This window comes from Flagellimonas oceani (genome assembly GCF_011068285.1).
Lineage (GTDB): Bacteria > Bacteroidota > Bacteroidia > Flavobacteriales > Flavobacteriaceae > Flagellimonas > Flagellimonas oceani.
Window position 1 is genome coordinate 3,028,044 of the sequence record NZ_CP049616.1, and the last position, 17,031, is coordinate 3,045,074.

Consider the following 17,031-nt stretch of genomic DNA (forward strand, 5'->3'; position numbering starts at 1 on the left):
TCACCACTCCAATAATATTCGCTGAGCAGAAAACCCAGGTCCAAAACTGAGCATAATGCCCGTATCTCCTTTTGGTAATTTTCGGTCCATAAATCGTTCCAACACATAAAGTACCGTAGCACTGCTCATATTCCCGTACAATCTCAAAACCTCTTTGGTGTCATCTATATTTTTCCCCAAGGCACCGAAAAGATCCTCAACCGTTTGGACAATTTTCTTGCCCCCTGGATGAAACACCAAATGATCCACGTTGGCAATGGTTAGGCCATTACGCTCCAAAAAAGGATGAATGATATCCGGGAAGTGATCTGCAATGGTCTGCGGAACGGACTGGTCCAAGACCATTTGTAGACCGCTATTCCTCAATCTAAACCCCATCATATGCTCTGCATCATAGAAATGGTACATGGCTTCATCCTTGATTTCTGGACCAACCTCATCTTCGTAAGATGATAAAATGACACTGGCACAACCATCACCAAATATGGCTGCACTCACGATATTGACCATCGAATAATCATCGAGCTGAAACGTTGCCGTGGGCGATTCCACCGCAATAACGGCAGCCCGCTTGTTGGGGTTCGCCTTTAAAAAATTCTTAGCGTACAAAATCCCCGATACTCCTGCAGCACACCCCATCTCGGTTACCGGCAACCGCACAATGTCCTGTTTCAGCTTTAACCGGTTGATCAAATAGGCATCCAAGGAAGGAATCATAATGCCGGTGCAACTCACCGTGATAATGTAGTCCAAATCCGTTGGTTCAAGATTCCCCTTTTGCAAAGCTTTCAAAAGGCTCTTTTCCGCCAATTTTATGGATTCTTGGGTGTAAATGTCATTTTTTTCCTCAAATGAGGTCTTTAAAAACACTTCTTCTGGCGCCATGATGGAATAGCGCTTATCCACCGCGGCGTTCTCAAAAATCTTAAGGACTTTTCGCCTAAAGCGTTCCTCTTGCCCTTGGAGCCAAAGCTCTACGTAAGGTAAAATATCCTTGGTTTCCCTGCTATATTTTGGTAGTTGCTTTGCAACCGAGGTGATTTTTACTGCCATTTAAGGTTTAATTAGCCATTGGTAGCGGAAAGCCCATTTCCAACTAATTTTAGAGTTAAGGTTAAGTTGACTTGATATTTGTTCGATTTCCTTTCGCTTGAAGGCTCTTAAAATGGATGTCAATCCGTCCTGCACAATCATGTGGTTGGAAATGACAAGGCCCAATAATCTGAACAATCCATAAGCCGTGCTGCTGCGATGTAGGTCATTGATGACCACCCCCAGCTTGGCTTTTGTGGTCACCTCCTTTAATAGGGCATGGATTTCATCTTCATTCAAATGATGCAAAAACAAGGTTGAAAGCACAATATCGTACTCCATAGCTCGGAACTCTTCTGAAAAAACATCCACACTCCTAAATGATAGCTCTTCGTAGGCCACGGATAATTCATCGGCGTACTCGATAGCATCTTGGTTCGCATCAATGCCAATAAGTTCGAAGGAGTAGTTGTGCTTTCGTCCAAAATCTGCAATCAATCTCAAAATATCACCATGTCCACAACCCAAATCCACGATGGTCAATACCTTGTCCTTAGGTTGATTTTTCAAGAGTTGGCGAAGGCCATTCAAGGTTACATGGTTGCCACCCAGCCACTTGTTTATTTTTCCAAGCTTGTCCAAAGTATCGCGAAGCAATTCGCCCTTCATGGAAAAATCGTCCATTAATTCTGTGGCATCACTTCTGTATGTGGTGTTTAAAAAAAAGCTCATTAAACTTGTATGGGTTTACCATGGGTTATCCGTATGATCGACGGTATTAAAAAAGGCATTCCCCTTAAAACTAGCAGTAATTTTGGTGCCAACCAATCTTGTCGGAATAAATAGGCAATGCCATGTCCCACTTTTAACCTAAAACTGAATGTTCTTTTCCAAGCCGTAGCATATTTTCGCTCCAATTCTGCTCGCGTTTGTTTTTTGTTTTGAAGATAGTCAATAATAAGGTTCGATGCCAAATGTGCGCTTCGAATCGCCATGGCCATGCCATTTCCGCACAATGGGTGAATCATTCCGGCTGAATCCCCACACATGATCATATGATTTTCGATAGGCTTTTTGGTCGCAAAGGAAATTTGACTGATGGTCAATGGTTGTTCAAATTCGGGATTTGAATGCTGAAACACCTCCTTGAGCGCCCTGTTTTTAAATAAGACCTTATCTTGGAAGTCATCAATATCCTTGTACGTTTTGAATGCTGCGTAACTGGTGATATAGCATAGATTGATATGTTCCTTCTCCACCTTGGAAACACCACAATATCCCCCTTTAAAATTATGAAGTGCTACCTTATTTTTGGGAAAATCTCCTGATACATGAATTTTCACCCCTAAGTATGGTGATTTTTTGCTGATGAAGTTACGCTGGAACTTCAGGTCCAGATTAGATCGTTTTCCAAAGGCACCAATAGTGATTTTAGAGGTAAAACTTTGACCTTTTTTGGTTTGAACCTGAAACATATCATCCGTAAAAAGGACATCGACCACAGTATCCTCAACTACCGAAACACTATGCTTTAGTGCCAGTCGATACAGCCTAAAGTCCATTTCGTATCTACTAATGCCAAATCCACCCAACGGTAATTTGGCTTTCATGGTTTTGTTGTTGTGGGTGGTGAGCTCAAAATCAGAAATGCGTTGGGCCCCAAATTCGAAAGGGTCAAAACCAAGATAGTTGAGATAAGGCAATACTTCGTTTGAGACGTATTCCCCACAGACCTTATGCTTTGGATAACTGTTTTTTTCGATGATAAGAACTTGAAATTGATGTTTTGCCAAGTGAATGGCACTGGTTAAACCCGCCAAACCGCCTCCTACAATAATCACATCAAACCGTTGACTTGTCATTTAAAAACCTTGTTATTGCACCTTGTCGAAGAGAATTGTTTTACCTACAACAAACGAAAACATCCATTGTACCGTGTTCCGTAAATTTAAGGAATAAACCAGTGCTTTACAGTTTGAAGAAAGAATATAGTCCTTGGTCAGGGCTAAAAACAAAAAAACCTTCGACCAATTTTTCTATGTAATGGCATTATCCCACAATTTTGCTTATCGAAATACGTCATCATTGGGTTGGCAAGCAATACTTTTATAAAAAATTGGAGTTATTCCTCACCAATATGTTTTTTATAAAATGTCCACGCTTCCCTTGCCACATCTATGCCCAATTCCAATCCGGCAATATTCTCGGATTGAATGTGATACCCTCCTAAAACACGGGAAATACCGGCCATTTGGGCTGTTTCCGTGAATGTGGGGAACTTCAGCGTTATGGTGTCTCCTAAATTATCAGGCTCTGTCAATGCCCCGGCAACCAGTTGGGTCTCGTACCCGAATTTATCACTACCTGTCCAAAGCTTTAGTGCTTCGGCACATCCGCCGCTAATGGTACTGTGACCAGAAGTGTAGCTCGGAAATGGAGGACATAAAAATGTATCCGGAGAATAGGGCCTCCACTGTCCACCATCCATTTCAATCATACCTTTACCTACCCCGCCCCAACCTTTTATTGTTTTCCCGGAATAATATTCATGAACCAAAGCGAACGGCCTGGCAAAGTCATAATACATTTTACTGTCCCACGATGCAATAAATGCATCCATGGCAACAACTTGGTTATAAAATAACATTTTTACATCTTGATCCAAGGTGTGATTATCCCGTTTGGATACTTCTTGGGCAAAATTCAACCAGTGGCCAGCCTGCTGGACAGATTGTGGGCCGTCCCTCATGAACTCCACCAACGCTTTTTGATAATCCGAAAGGTTTGCCTGAAGCTCCACAACTTCTTGCACTTCTTTTTGCAATTGCTCTGAACCGATCTTTGGAGGCGGTCCTGGACGAAATTGATCCCCTGACTTGAGGGAAACCGGTGCTACCCTATCCCAAAAAGGAGTTAGGCAGGCAGGAGCAAACTTTCCCCCCTTGCCATCTGAAAAATATTTTGGCTGCCAGCGATTTGGGTCGACATTGGAATTCGCCGAATTTACCGGTTCGTACCCTGTATAATTGAAATACGGTTTTCCGTTGGAACCTTCTTCTTCTCCATATTGATTGGCACCGTCCCCTTTTCTAGCCTCTATGACTGCCTTTGCGGCCAAATTTCCGATTCCTTCGGGCGTATTGGGGTCCAACGATTCGTTATTTGGATCTAGCCCAAGCTCCACCATAAAATCGTTGAAAAGTTCTTTGTCCGAATAATAATATTCGTTTAAAGCCCTAAAAGCCGCGTAACTTATGGCTATTTGTTTATTTTCCAACGTATGTTCACTTTGTGGTCTCCTATCAACACCTTCCAAATAAACCGGTATCGCTTTCCCATCATAACGGCTCCATGCATCAAAAATAGCCACGAAGGTCAATCCCAAAAATCGTGAGGTTATTGTTGGTCTTGGATTGAATTTTTCAGTATCATTAGCCGTTGCCAACAAAGCTATCTCGCTCCATTTATGGGCAATATTGTTCTCTCCCAAAGGTTGCTTGGACACTGTTTGTTCCATTTCCTCTGTTCCTTTTTGGGCCTTATCTCCCTTACAACCAAAAAGAATCAGGGTGGAAAAAGCAATTCCAATATATTTCAGTTTAAGTTTCGTATTCATTTTATATCATTATTTTAATTTCCTAGATGCCAACTGGCACTCATACATATTAAGTAAAAGCCTTAATATTAAGTCAAATCTTTATTTTGAAAAACCTAAAAAGCTCCGCCTATACCGTTGCTTGAAGATTGTTTTTGATGTGTCATATTCCATTTTGTACCAGTCCAATCATTCATTTTTAATTAGGATTCCCCCTTTATTTGGAATCTCGATCGAAACTTGTTTGTTTTTTTTCAATTTTACGGTAGTCGCACTGCCCATAAGTTCTTTGTTGTCCCTGTAAATCGTCAATTTTTCGCCGCTGTCCAACATGGGTAATCTCACATCTATTTCCAGAGTTTCCTGCTGTGCATTTACTCCTGCGATATACCATTGATTTCCGTGCCTTCTTGCTAGAATTACATATTTACCGGGATATCCATCCAAAAAAACTGTCTCGTCCCACGTAGTGGGCACGGTTCTCATGAAATCCAAAGCCCACTCCGGGGCATCTGTCAAATTATTTGGGGTAATGGCAAAAAACTGCACGGGATTTTGATAAAGTATCGCTGTTGCCAATTGAAAAATATCGCTGGTCAATCTTTTTTGACCATCCTTGTTGCCCTTGTTAAAAAACTTGTTCAGTACGGTACCGCCAAACTCCATACTGGCCACGGTATTTCTGATAAATGGATGAAGGGTGGCGTAAAGCGCTTCTTTTTCACGCACATCTTGGGAGAAAACCAACATTTCCGAAGCCAAAACTGCTTCGCTTCCCACAAAGTTGGGAAACATTCGTTCCCATCCCCGGGGCAGGGTCGCTCCATGAAAAACTACCATTAAACCATAATCATTGGCATCTGAGAGTATATCTTCATACAATTGCATTGTGGTTTGTTTGTCACCTCCAAAAAAATCGACCTTAATTCCCTTTACCCTTACTTTGTTCAACCATTTCATTTCTTTTTTGCGGGCAACGGAAGTACTCATTTTGTTGATAGGGGTCTGAAAAGCATCGTTCCAACTTCCATTGGAATTGTACCACAAAAACACATCTACACCCTTACCTTTTGCATAATTGATGAGCTCCTCCATGCGTTCATACCCAATCCGGCTGTCCCACCAAGCATCTATCAGAATAAATTCATATCCCAGTTCGGCAGCGAGATCAACATATTTTATTTGATCGTCATAGTTCATGCTCACATCCTGCCAAATGATCCAGCTCCATGTACCTCGCCCGTACTCATATTGCTTGGACGGCTCATATAATGGGTGCACCACATCAAAAGCAATTGTGGTCTCCACTATCGGCTTTAAGGTCTTCCCCACTGTTATCGTTCTCCAAGGGGATAGACCTGGCAGCCCTATTTGGGCAGCACTGCTCCCATACCCGTTGTTTTGACGAGGATTCGGAAATTCCAAACTGTAGCCGCCGTTGTTGAAATTTCCTAAATGGGATGCTGGGTATTGACCATGTACTCCTGTCTCGGAAACCAAAACCCAAAACCCGCTTTCTGTACGGAAGAGTCCCGGGAAAACATAACCTTCAGGTGACTTATTTTCCACCATGGGCTTTTCCACCTCATAACCACTCTCATAACTGGGTGCAGTTCGGGCAAATCCGGTCATTGGGGTCATCATTGGGGATAAAAAACTCTTGGTATCCTCCGGAAATTTGAATCCCGTTGCCTCGGATTTGACCACAGTGCTGAGATGTTCGTTCTGGGGATACATCTTATATCTAAAAGCGATATCGTTGTTTCCAATACTAAAAATTAAATCAAATGCATTTAACCCATCCTTCAAAAATGAAAAAACCGCTTCATTGGCCTTATATTCAACCTTTTCCTTCTTTATTTTGTTCATGTAATAGGTCTCGCTCATCGGGGCGATGATCAAACTATCCTTAAGAACAAGGTTTTTGGTGAAATCTCCCAAGTTGGTATCCAATCCTAAGGGAGCATCGACCACCACGGGCTTGTCACCATAAATCACATTATAAAAAGGCATTCCGTTTCTGGTGCCAACCGTAACCTGAAGCATACTATCGGGACCTTTGGCAGTCAATGCCACATCCTTACTTTCCTGCCCTAAAACCTGTAACATTCGATGCGCATAGCGTTTTCCCAACTTTCTATATCCAGCGGCTGAAAAATGAAGTCGATCTTGAGTTCCTTCACAACCATCAGAAGGTACCACATATGCATTTGGGATAACCTGCGGCAATGTATTTATGATGCTGTTCATACTGGCACAGGCCCCATTTTCGTCCTCGCTCAAAAGTTCCCCGGCAAGCAGGGGTGTTTGGGCAGGATCTAAATCCAGATCTTTCAACAAGTTGTTGTAGACTTCCTTTACTTTTTGGGGCCATAAGGTATCTCCAGTGTTCGATTCCCCTTGATGCAATAAAATGCCTTTGATAACACCATCTTTTTGGGCCTTTTTAGCCAGTTCGACCAATCTGCCATATGGATTTCCCCCATATTCATTGATCCAATTCAACATCCAGTCCGGGGCGGTCTTTACATAACTTTTGTAATTATCCTTGTCGTAAAGTTCTATTTTACAACCTCCTACGGCTACATTGATTACCCCGATCTTCACTCCTTCTTTGGCATTTTCGGCCATGGTGCGCCCAAAATAATCAGCGGGCGATAGCCCTGCGTTGCAATTGGCCAAAGGTGGTTTGGCGGGATACCATTCGCCCATTTTACGATTCAGGTCAGGACAATCCATGGGACTCATCATCTCAAATCCGGCCACAGGAATTGTATCCATGGGTTCTGCCTTGGTCGCACCCTGCATATTGGATTGTCCAAAACAAAGATATATATGGAAATCATCATCTTGGGCGAAGGTATTTGCTCCTGTCAAGAAGAAAATGGACCATACCAAAAGACCTATTGTTTTTCTCATTTTTGCTTTTATTTCTTTCAGATACTCTTCAAAGATGATTTTTCCTTATTCAGGAACGATATCGTTAGCCGAGGTGGCATATAATCCCAAAAGACATCCTGTAAAACCTCCTGCCACATCAGTTGATAGAATATCTCCAGAGACCACTCCTCCCACTGTCTTAAATGTGGAACCGTCATTGGAATATGCAAATTCATACTTATCTCCATTGGCTTTTATTTGAAGTTCCAGTTCGCCATCGTAATCTATTTTTTCACTAGCCAATACTTCGGATATGATTTCTCCCCTCCTGTTAGGCCACTTGTTCTTTTCCAGAACCATATAATAGTCCTTACCTTTCTTGGTGATTCCGAAAACATAGTTTGAACCTTCGTTCTGAAGGGCGACCACACCGGCCAAATCGTTTTCCGATTTGGGTCTGTATTCCATCGTAGTGGTAAAAGAAAAAGTATTATGCTGTTGTCTGTAGAACAAAGTAGAGGTGGGCTTTACTTCCTTAATATTGGTTTCGAAAGGGGTAATTTCCACACCTTTTTTGGTCTGCTCCATAAAGGCTTCCCGCGGTCCCCGAAGTCCTATCCATCGGTAGTCCAGATTTTCTTCACTGAAATCTTCCGTATAGGTGAAATTTCCATTCGGCAGATAACCGTTCTTCCCAGTTCTGTTGGTCACACCTTCGGGCATTTCAAGTTTAGGTTCCAAGGGAACCAGACCATTTTCAAAAACAGGATATTCCCCGGACCAATCCACAGGTAAAATAAAGGTTTCACGACCCGTATTCACTCTATTTTCTTCATTGGGTCGTACAGCCAAAAACACTCCATAATATTCATCGTCCGGTCCTTGGACCAAGTCGGCATGACCTGCCCAATCCACTTTGTTCTTTCTGTCCTTAGGAAAATACCGCTGTGTCAATATTGGATTACTGGGTGCAGGAACATAGGGACCTTTTGGGCTATCGCTCTTAAATACAACCTCACTATGCCATCCCCCGGTACCGCCTTCAGCACACATAAGGTAGTAACTGCCATTCTTTTTATAAATGTGCGGTGCTTCAATCCAGATAGGCTTTTCGGAAATATCAACGCCTCCATCCACAATAATCTTGTCGGTCCCTTCAACAACTTGGTCTTTTTCTACATCGTACTCCCAAATTTTGATGACCCTATGTCCGCTGTACAGTTCCTTGCCCTTATCCGGGGCGTCGTTGTGAACAATGTACCCTTTGCCGTCTTCATCAAAAAATATGGACGGGTCAATGCCCCCAAAATTCAGTTTAATCGGATCGCTCCAGCCCTGTTTTGGGTCTTTGGTCTTCACCACAATATTGCCCAGTCCACCTGCAAAGGCGGTAACGATCATGTAAAAAGTATCGTTATTTGGGTTGTAAGTGATTCCCGGTGCATAAACGCCCTGACTTATTCCTGTATCGTGAACGTCCAATTGAGAGGTTCTATCAAGAACATGCCCCAACTGAGTCCAATTGACCAAATCGTTGGAATGGAAAATCGGAACCCCGGGAAACATGGCAAAGGAGGAACATACCAAATAGTAGTCATCTCCCTTTCTTGTAATGGCAGGGTCCGGGTAACATCCCTGTAAAATTGGAGTATAGAACTCGTTATCCTGTAAAGGGTTGTCCAAGTAAACTTGGTCGTTACCCTCATACACCACTTTGGTGAATACAGGGATGTTGTTTGCTTTCTTGGGTTTTGGGCCTGTAATTTCATCGTCCACCGAAAAGGAGTACAATCCCGCTACTGCGGCCAATAGCAAAATGGCCGTGATTCTTTTGAGGTTTTGTTTGATTTTTTCCATGTTGATTTAGTATTGCTGTTGTGAGTTTTTTTAAGTTTATGTCTTTGTCCTTATTCTGATGACGCTCAATGACATTGCAGGTGCTGAATATGTAAAATTCTTGTCCACACTGTACGCCTTAGTGACCGGAACAACATTGCCAGGATCTTCAATAGTGTTTTCAGCCTCAGGGTCTCCTGTAAGCACAGTCAATTTTGCATTGCCTCCCCTATTTTTAAATTTGGAAAGGTTTACCTCCATGTTTTTTGGCACTTTTCCCGCATTGACCATTTTTAGTATCACATCTCCTGTCTTGCTATCCATCACCGTAGAAGCCGCCAATGTGGTATCCTTCTTAGAAAATTTGACCACATTTTCATAGTAGTGATCACCGCTATTTTTCATGAAAAGCTTTTGTACATAAAAATTTGGGGTTGGGCACAACGTGGTATTATCAAAAAACACCATATCGGTTGACCATTGGGTATGTCCTTTTTTGGCCAGTAACGGCGCGTAGGAGGCCATTCTGACCACATCCCCATTTCTTTCAATGGCTGTTAAATGGACCGCTTCTGCTATGGCATTATAGAGTTTGTTGCCCCATGAGGCATATTCCCCCAAATACACTTGGGCTTTTTTTCGATCGTATGCATCATACCGTTCTTGGTTGCCCAAATACCAATCCGGCTCAATATAATAGTGTTCATCCACCATGGGAAGCCTTAATTTGTTGCTTAGTTCCCATCCCTTGTCAAAATCCTCCCCTTCCAAAAATGGGCCAACGGTCCCAATGACCGTGATTTCTGGATGTTTTTCTTTTACCGCTTCGTAGAGCATGGTAAACCGTTCCTTAAATTCTGGGGTCATTTTGTCTTCATTTCCAATGCCCACATATTCCAGGTTGAAGGGTTCCGGGTGACCTGCGGCCGCTCTTTTACTGCCCCATTTTGATGTAGCGGGCCCATTGGCCCATTCAATCAAATCCAATACTTCCTGAATATATTCATCCATCTCGTCCATGGGAAGTGCCCGTTGCCCTTTTCCTCCAATTCTCCACGTACCTCCCGAATTCTGGCAACTCACCCCAGCGGGTACCACGGGTACAGGTTTTGCCCCGATATCCTCACAGAACTGGAAATATTCAAAATATCCCAAACCTGCCGTTTGGTGATACCCCCAGATATTGCGCTGTTCCACGCGCTGTTCAATGGGCCCAATGGTATTTTTCCACCGGTACATATTGTGCAAACCGTCTCCGTGCACCAGACACCCGCCCGGAAAACGAACGAACTTGGGCTCCATATCCGCTAAAAGCTGGGCCATATCCGCCCTTAATCCGTTGGGACGGTTCTTAAAGGTTTTCTCAGGGAAAAGTGAAACCACATCCATGGCAAATTTGCCTTTGGTCGTGGCCAAGATGACCAGGTGGGTGGTGTCCCTGCTTTGTGAAGGCACCAAAGTTGTAGTGTATTTTTCCCAATTTTTGGCTGTGCTCTGTATTTTGTTTTCCGCCAAAACAGTACCATCTGTGCCTTGCAAACCAATGTCCAAGGTTATAGGGCTTTCACTCAATTGTTTTAGAAACACAGAGAAATTATAGGTATCGCCTTCCTTGACCACCATTCCATCGAAGCCCAAATTTTTGACCCCTACACCAGACTTTCCTTCGTGTTCTTCATAATTGCCGATAAATTCAGCATCAACGACAACATAATGTGGGTTGTTTTTATGAACGGGGTTTGAGGTCTCCACACTGATTTTTCCATAGGAATATCCGGGTTCCATGTATTCCCAAAACGAAAACGGATTCCATCCCTGTTGTTCGGTGGGATCATATTCAAAGGATCTATTTTGAACCATTTCGGCATATATGCCACCATCTGCGGCATAGTTGATGTCCTCAAAAAAGAGACCCAATAATTCATCACTGATCTCTTTGCCCCCTTTTGGTACTTGGGCATGTACAAAACAACCTGTTGAAATGAGGACAAATGCCAGTATAACAAAGGTTCGGTAATCTAGAATCTTTACATTCATTTTCATGCTATTTCTACTTAATTGGGTCTTACCAAACGTACGTCGTACACTGCGCTGACCGTACTGTTGGGGTGTGCTATAAATTTCACACGGACAAATTCTTTTCCTTCTAAAAGTGACTCAGGCACGGGGTACATCTCTTGCTTGAATTGACTGATGTTGTATTTTTTGGTATTGTCCACCGTTGCCAACTTTTCATCATCAACATAGATGTCGAACTTGCGTTGGCCCCATTCAAATCCCCAGTAGCGTACCAACAGATTCAGATTGGATTCTGAACCTGTGGCCATTTTATAACTGAAGTATCCTTCGTCCCTTGCCTCGCGCCAAAAATCATCATGCGAATTACCTGAATTGGATTTGGCCTCTTCCATATAGTGATCGGATTCTGGCTGTTGCTCTCCTGTGGCCACATGGTCGACCGTCCTTCTCTCCAATTCAATTTTCTTCTTCTCCATATTGGACAATGAATCTAAATATCCCTTGTATCCAGATTCAGATAGCGTCAGCCAATACATCATATATCGGGCATCATGAATTTGATAAAAAGGCTCCAATTCAAGTTCTTGGAGATTGACCATTTTTACATCCAGCTTATGGTGAAGGGGCTTTCCTTGTACAGGAATTAGTTTGTCCGCAATGGTTCTTAAATCATCTTCAATAAGAATGGGAGCTTGATCCAATGGCAAGCGTTCTCCTCCGGCATATTGTCCAAAACGGCTATCATCTGCAATAAGACCCTTTAGGTCTTCGGTTCCTGTTTTGGCACCCAATAAAATGGGGCCATGAAAAAATGCCACGTATTGGGGAATATTGGGCAAACGTTCGATATGGTTTTTCATGGGAAGCGAAATTTCGACCTCATCACCCTTTTTCCATGTTCTTGCTATCGGAATATAGGAAGATGGTATGGCGGCATGCTCGTACTCCTCCCCATTAATTCTTATTTTGAAAGCTTCTTTGGCGACCCAACCGGGGTAACGAATCAACAGTTCGAAGTTTGCATCCCCTTCGGTAAAAGTCAATCTCGTCGTCTCACCGTTTGGAAAATCCGTTTCCTGTTTTAGCTTGATTCCTTTTTCCTTCCAATCCAATTCAGACGAGATAAACAAATTGACATATAGTGCATCTTGATTGTGGGAATAAATAAACTGGTTGTATTTGCCGTGGTTTTCCATTCCTGTGCCCACACAGCACCACATCGCTTCGTTGGGCGCCGAATATACTCGGTAATGTCTTGGTCGAGCCGAGGTAAAATACACGTAACCTCCATGCTCTGGATGTTGTGTTGATAAAATATGATTATACAGCGTTTTCTCGTAATAATCCGCGTATTTCGCGTTGGGAAACTTACGGAACAATCCTTCGGTCAACTTGAGCATGTTGTAGGAGTTGCAGGATTCAGGCCCATCATCCTCGGTCACATAATCTATACTGGATGCCACGCTCGGAAAGTGCTCCTTTCTGCTGTTTCCCCCAAAGGCCAAACTCCTATTGTTCACCACTGTCTCCCAAAAATAGGTGCTGGCGGCTTCGAACTTATCGGCATCGTCCAATTCCGCGATTCGGTCAAAACCAATGAATTTGGGAATTTGGGTGTTTGCATGCTTATTGTCGAGGTTGTCTATTCCTTGTGAGAGCGGGTCCAAAACCTGTTTGTGGGAAAATCGTTTGGCAGCTTTCAAATATTTCTCATCTCCCGAAATTTGATAGGCATCGGCATAACTCTCATTAATGCCCCCATGCTCCATGTCCAGCATGCGTTGCATCTGTTCCTCATTGAGTCCATCGGTCAGTTCTATCCCCCAATCACAAAATTTCAGGAAAATTTCCTTGGCCATAACATTGTCCCCGTATATGTAGGCATCTCTAAGGCCTGCATACATTTTATGTAGGTTATACCAGGGTGCCCATGAGGAAAAATACACTTTGAAATCTCCCTTTTTAAAGGATGACCAAAGTTTTGCACTGTTCGGAAATCCTCCCGCATAGCCTTTTCCCCATTCTTGATTGTTCTTGGTATTCGCATCTTGACATTTTTTCAATTCGGCGACTATATGATCCATGCGTCGTTTACACTCCATATTTCCTGTGGATGCATAGTTCATGGCCATAGCGGACAGGTAATGTCCACCAACGTGACCATCCAATCCTTCCCAGTTGGGATAAGCAGGGGCTTTGGGTTCCAATCCGGCCTCTTTACGATAGGGGGCCAACAATCTGTCCGGGTCATATTTAAGGAGTACTTCAATGTTCAAATCTCGGGCATCTTTGAACGGACCATCCAGCAGTTCAACATCGCCAAGTGAAAACTCATTTGGATACAGTTTTTCCTGGGCCTGTCCAAATTGTAGACAAACAACTGTGCAAACTAGCAATACGGGTATTTTGGCTTTCATTGTCTTACTCATTTATGTGGTTTTGCATTGTTCGCCGAACTTTTTATTCCATCTCATTTACCCACTCTTTCCCTTCGGGACTTCTACGCCATTCAAAATAATTGTCAAGCACCTTTAATGATGCCTCACTCGGAACTGGACCCAAATGGGGGCTTTGTTCAAAATACATCACTTTGGGATTTTCCTCAGAAAAGGCAGGCCACTCAGGTACATTCTCTCCGTTCGGGTCTCCATATTTGGCAAAATTTGTCCAATAGGTGCCCATAGCTTCGGATATAGCACTGTCAGATGTGGACAAATCTGGATTGTTTTGATCTAGGTTTTGAAAGACATAAGGGACTTCTTGTGCATGTGGGGAGCCGTATCCATATTTGGGTGAATCTTCCGGATATTCAGGATGTTGATCAAAATAATACAGGTACACCTTTGAGTCCCCTGTCCTGGATTGAAGGCGTGCCCAACTCCAGGTATGCCATCCAAAAGCGGCATCGCGGGCCAAATCACGGGCTGTTTTAGGAATGGTATTTTCACCGACAGGATAGGCTTCCAATAAATCCTTTGCATACTTTCCATAGCGCTTCTCTACGTTTGAAACAAAACTTTGAACGTCCTTTTCCCGAGTAAAACTTGCTCCTTCGTCGGAGTTGTAGCCTATAAGAACGGGTACATCGTTGTAATCCCCTTTTTCATATAGTTTGAACTGATCATCTGGGATGACATATCCATCGATGATGGGCCAAGCACCGCCCATGCCCATACCGAGAGGGAGTTTGTCCGCAGGTAATTTTCTAAGTTCCTGCAAAGATGATGCTCCGGCATTTTCAGCATAGGCAACCCCTTCTTTTTCGGCCATGGAGAGTGTTTTCATATTCTCCCCAGGAAACGTAACCGGTCGAGAAGGCCCAAAGGAACCGCCACTTTGGGAAATCGCCCCTTGAAAAAGACCATTGGCCAATGGGGAAGCACAGAGCATGCTTACCGAAATACCTCCTGCTGATTCTCCGAAAATGGTAATCTTATCTGGGTCACCACCAAAGGCAGCAATATTTTCTTTGACCCATTTTAGGCCTGCGATCTGGTCTTGTATTCCATAGTTTCCCGATACCTTGTCGGGACTCTCCTTACTGAGCTCTGGATGTGCCAAAAAGCCCAGCTGCCCTACACGGTAGGCAATACTGACCAACACAACTCCTTTTTTGGCCAAGGCCGCACCATCGTAAACAGGTTCTGATGTGGCTCCAAAACTGAAGCCACCCCCATAGATCCAGACCAGAACCGGGATTTTTTCCCCTGAGGAAGTAGCTGGTGTCCATATGTTAAGGTAAAGACAGTCTTCGCTATTGCCCTTCTGATCATTCCCTTGAACGGGAGCGGGAGCAAATTTTGTAGTTTCTTTTACACCGTCCCAAGATGTTGGGGGCTGTGGTGCCTTCCATCTCAAATCGCCTACGGGAGGTGCTGCAAAAGGAACACCTTTAAAAACCGTAAGTCCATCTTCAACGGTCCCCTGTACCTTTCCGTATTTGGTATTGACCACTCCCGGAGTGTCGTCTTCCTTTTTCTCACTACAGGCAAAAACTATCGATGCCATTATTACCGTGATTATAATTTGCTTCATTTTCATGCTATTTTATTTAATGGTCTTCTTCATATGGCCCAATTAAATTTGTATCCTAGTCCAAACTTACCGTCAGTTCATCTTTTATTCTGAAGAAATCAAAATCTACATACCCTCCTGGATTTTTGGTCGCATAATTGAAAAGCCCAAAACGATAACCCATAAAATGCGGCAGGGTATAGGACATTTGCAATTCCGATCCTATTTTCTTCCACTCCTTATTGTCCAGACTATAATAGAACGAAGCCACGTCCTTCAGGTCCGTAAAATCACAAGCGGCCTTTAAGTAGACTGTTTTTTGATCTATCGGTAATTCCTCCATGATTTTTTCACCTTCGTTGTTCCCTAAAACCATTACGATTTTCTTGTTCCCTTTTACATTGGCAACACCTGCCCAGCCATAGTTTTTTTGTAAAAGAGCCAAACCAGCTTTGTCTCCCTCATTCATATTGGAAATGTCCATAGCAATAGTCCCTTCGCATACAGGACCAATGGTACGCTGCGTAAGGGTGTTCCTGGTTTCAACCAATGAGTTGTCCGTACGCCCTGTAATCAACCTAAGAAACCCTTTTCGGTGGGAAAGTGACCATAGACTGTCTACCGGATTGTGGTTCCACTGCCAGACCAGTGGCAGCTCCCTATCTGTCTTTTTTCTTTTGAACTCATCGGAGTTTACAATTCCAGGGATCCAACCTTTACCAGATGGAAGGTCCAACGTATCGGGCACTTTTCCATCAACTCCTAAAACGGGCCAGCCATCTTCCCAGGCAACGGGCAGTAGGTAGGGGATTCTTCCAACAGATCCATAATCCCTGAACAAATAGGAGAACCATCTTCCGTCAGGTGTATCAATGAGTCCTCCCTGGGCGATGCCCCTATCTTGCAATGCTACTTTACCTTCGTAGGGTCCTGTGATCTTATCGGAACGGTAAATAAGTACGGTTCGCATCCCACCTTGGGGCCATGTGATGTTGAAAAGGTAATATTTGCCGTTGACCTTAAAAAGTTGTGATCCTTCTGCTCCCAACATGATATTCTCTCCTGCCGGGGCGCTGGCATTTTCCAACAATACCTTTTTGGTTTCTTCCTTGATACCCGAAAAATCAGCTTTGAGTTCGGCCATCATTAATTTACCATTGCCCCAAATCATATAAATTTTTCCATCGTCATCAAAAAAAACGGTCAGGTCATGGTAAGATGGCTCAAAGGTCTGTACCTTCCACGTTCCATTTTCAATATCGTTTGTGGAATAGACATATGTTTTTCCAGTGGTCGCGGCAAATGTAAATACATAGAATGTTCCGTTGTGATAACGAATACAACTGGCCCATGACCCCCTGCCATAGGCATTTTTGCCATTTTCCAAATTAAGGGCATCCACTTCGCCCAATCGGTCATAGGCATAATTGACAATCTTCCAATTGACCAGGTCCGTTGATTTCATGATGGGCACTCCCGGGCTCATATGCATTGTGGTGCTGCTCATGTAGTAATTGTCGCCCACTCGGACCATAGAGGCATCGGGTACATCGGCAAAAATAATGGGGTTGGTGGCCTTCTTCATTTGGGACTGTCCCGAAAAACCAAAAAACAGCAAAATCGTTATTTGAACAAAAAGATGTGCTTTTCTCATG

The 17,031-nt window shown here is 43.4% G+C and carries 10 protein-coding genes; all 10 read right to left on the minus strand.

Translation table 11 applies throughout. The features are described from left to right. The 10 genes from GVT53_RS13940 to GVT53_RS13985 all read right to left on the minus strand — a co-directional run bounded on the left by GVT53_RS13940 (position 1) and on the right by GVT53_RS13985 (position 17,030). Positions 1-1,053, minus strand: a complete 1,053-nt coding sequence (locus tag GVT53_RS13940; protein ID WP_166249120.1) for a type III polyketide synthase — start codon at positions 1,051-1,053, stop codon at positions 1-3. Further along, positions 1,054-1,764: a methyltransferase domain-containing protein gene (locus GVT53_RS13945; RefSeq protein WP_166249121.1), complete on the minus strand. Its 711-nt coding sequence runs from the start codon at positions 1,762-1,764 to the stop codon at positions 1,054-1,056. Beyond that, positions 1,764-2,894, minus strand: a complete 1,131-nt coding sequence (locus GVT53_RS13950) for an NAD(P)/FAD-dependent oxidoreductase (protein ID WP_166249122.1) — start codon at positions 2,892-2,894, stop codon at positions 1,764-1,766. Before GVT53_RS13950 ends, GVT53_RS13945 begins: the two co-directional genes overlap by 1 nt. A 260-nt stretch (positions 2,895-3,154) precedes the next feature. Further along, a complete protein-coding gene (locus GVT53_RS13955) occupies positions 3,155-4,648 on the minus strand; it encodes a vanadium-dependent haloperoxidase (protein ID WP_166249123.1) in 1,494 nt (497 codons plus the stop codon). A 168-nt stretch (positions 4,649-4,816) separates the two neighbouring features. Continuing rightward, positions 4,817-7,546, minus strand: a complete 2,730-nt coding sequence (locus tag GVT53_RS13960; protein WP_166249124.1) for a glycoside hydrolase family 97 N-terminal domain-containing protein — start codon at positions 7,544-7,546, stop codon at positions 4,817-4,819. Positions 7,547-7,591: 45 nt separating this feature from the next. After that, on the minus strand, positions 7,592-9,364 hold the full coding sequence (locus tag GVT53_RS13965; RefSeq protein WP_166249125.1) for a glycoside hydrolase family 43 protein: 1,773 nt from the start codon (positions 9,362-9,364) through the stop codon (positions 7,592-7,594). 36 nt (positions 9,365-9,400) lie between these two features. Next, positions 9,401-11,380, minus strand: a complete 1,980-nt coding sequence (locus tag GVT53_RS13970; RefSeq protein ID WP_166249126.1) for an alpha-L-arabinofuranosidase C-terminal domain-containing protein — start codon at positions 11,378-11,380, stop codon at positions 9,401-9,403. Positions 11,381-11,397: 17 nt separating this feature from the next. Continuing rightward, positions 11,398-13,791 carry a glycoside hydrolase family 127 protein gene (locus GVT53_RS13975; RefSeq protein ID WP_205791706.1) on the minus strand — a complete coding sequence of 798 codons (2,394 nt, stop codon included), beginning with the start codon at positions 13,789-13,791 and terminating at the stop codon, positions 11,398-11,400. Between the two features lie 31 nt (positions 13,792-13,822). Beyond that, positions 13,823-15,397 carry a carboxylesterase/lipase family protein gene (locus GVT53_RS13980; protein ID WP_240905023.1) on the minus strand — a complete coding sequence of 525 codons (1,575 nt, stop codon included), beginning with the start codon at positions 15,395-15,397 and terminating at the stop codon, positions 13,823-13,825. Positions 15,398-15,452: 55 nt separating this feature from the next. Continuing rightward, positions 15,453-17,030 (minus strand): glycoside hydrolase family 43 protein, encoded by a 1,578-nt coding sequence (locus GVT53_RS13985; protein WP_166249128.1) that lies wholly within the window; start codon positions 17,028-17,030, stop codon positions 15,453-15,455. Position 17,031: the final 1 nt, after the last annotated feature.

What these genes read in the sequence shown, in the direction of transcription:
- GVT53_RS13940 (WP_166249120.1), bottom strand. Translation starts at nt 1,053, where the DNA reads ATGGCAGTAAAAATCACCTCGGTTGCAAAGCAACTACCAAAATATAGC.
- GVT53_RS13945 (WP_166249121.1), bottom strand. Translation starts at nt 1,764, where the DNA reads ATGAGCTTTTTTTTAAACACCACATACAGAAGTGATGCCACAGAATTA.
- GVT53_RS13950 (WP_166249122.1), bottom strand. Translation starts at nt 2,894, where the DNA reads ATGACAAGTCAACGGTTTGATGTGATTATTGTAGGAGGCGGTTTGGCG.
- GVT53_RS13955 (WP_166249123.1), bottom strand. Translation starts at nt 4,648, where the DNA reads ATGAATACGAAACTTAAACTGAAATATATTGGAATTGCTTTTTCCACC.
- GVT53_RS13960 (WP_166249124.1), bottom strand. Translation starts at nt 7,546, where the DNA reads ATGAGAAAAACAATAGGTCTTTTGGTATGGTCCATTTTCTTCTTGACA.
- GVT53_RS13965 (WP_166249125.1), bottom strand. Translation starts at nt 9,364, where the DNA reads ATGGAAAAAATCAAACAAAACCTCAAAAGAATCACGGCCATTTTGCTA.
- GVT53_RS13970 (WP_166249126.1), bottom strand. Translation starts at nt 11,380, where the DNA reads ATGAATGTAAAGATTCTAGATTACCGAACCTTTGTTATACTGGCATTT.
- GVT53_RS13975 (WP_205791706.1), bottom strand. Translation starts at nt 13,791, where the DNA reads ATGAGTAAGACAATGAAAGCCAAAATACCCGTATTGCTAGTTTGCACA.
- GVT53_RS13980 (WP_240905023.1), bottom strand. Translation starts at nt 15,397, where the DNA reads ATGAAGCAAATTATAATCACGGTAATAATGGCATCGATAGTTTTTGCC.
- GVT53_RS13985 (WP_166249128.1), bottom strand. Translation starts at nt 17,030, where the DNA reads ATGAGAAAAGCACATCTTTTTGTTCAAATAACGATTTTGCTGTTTTTT.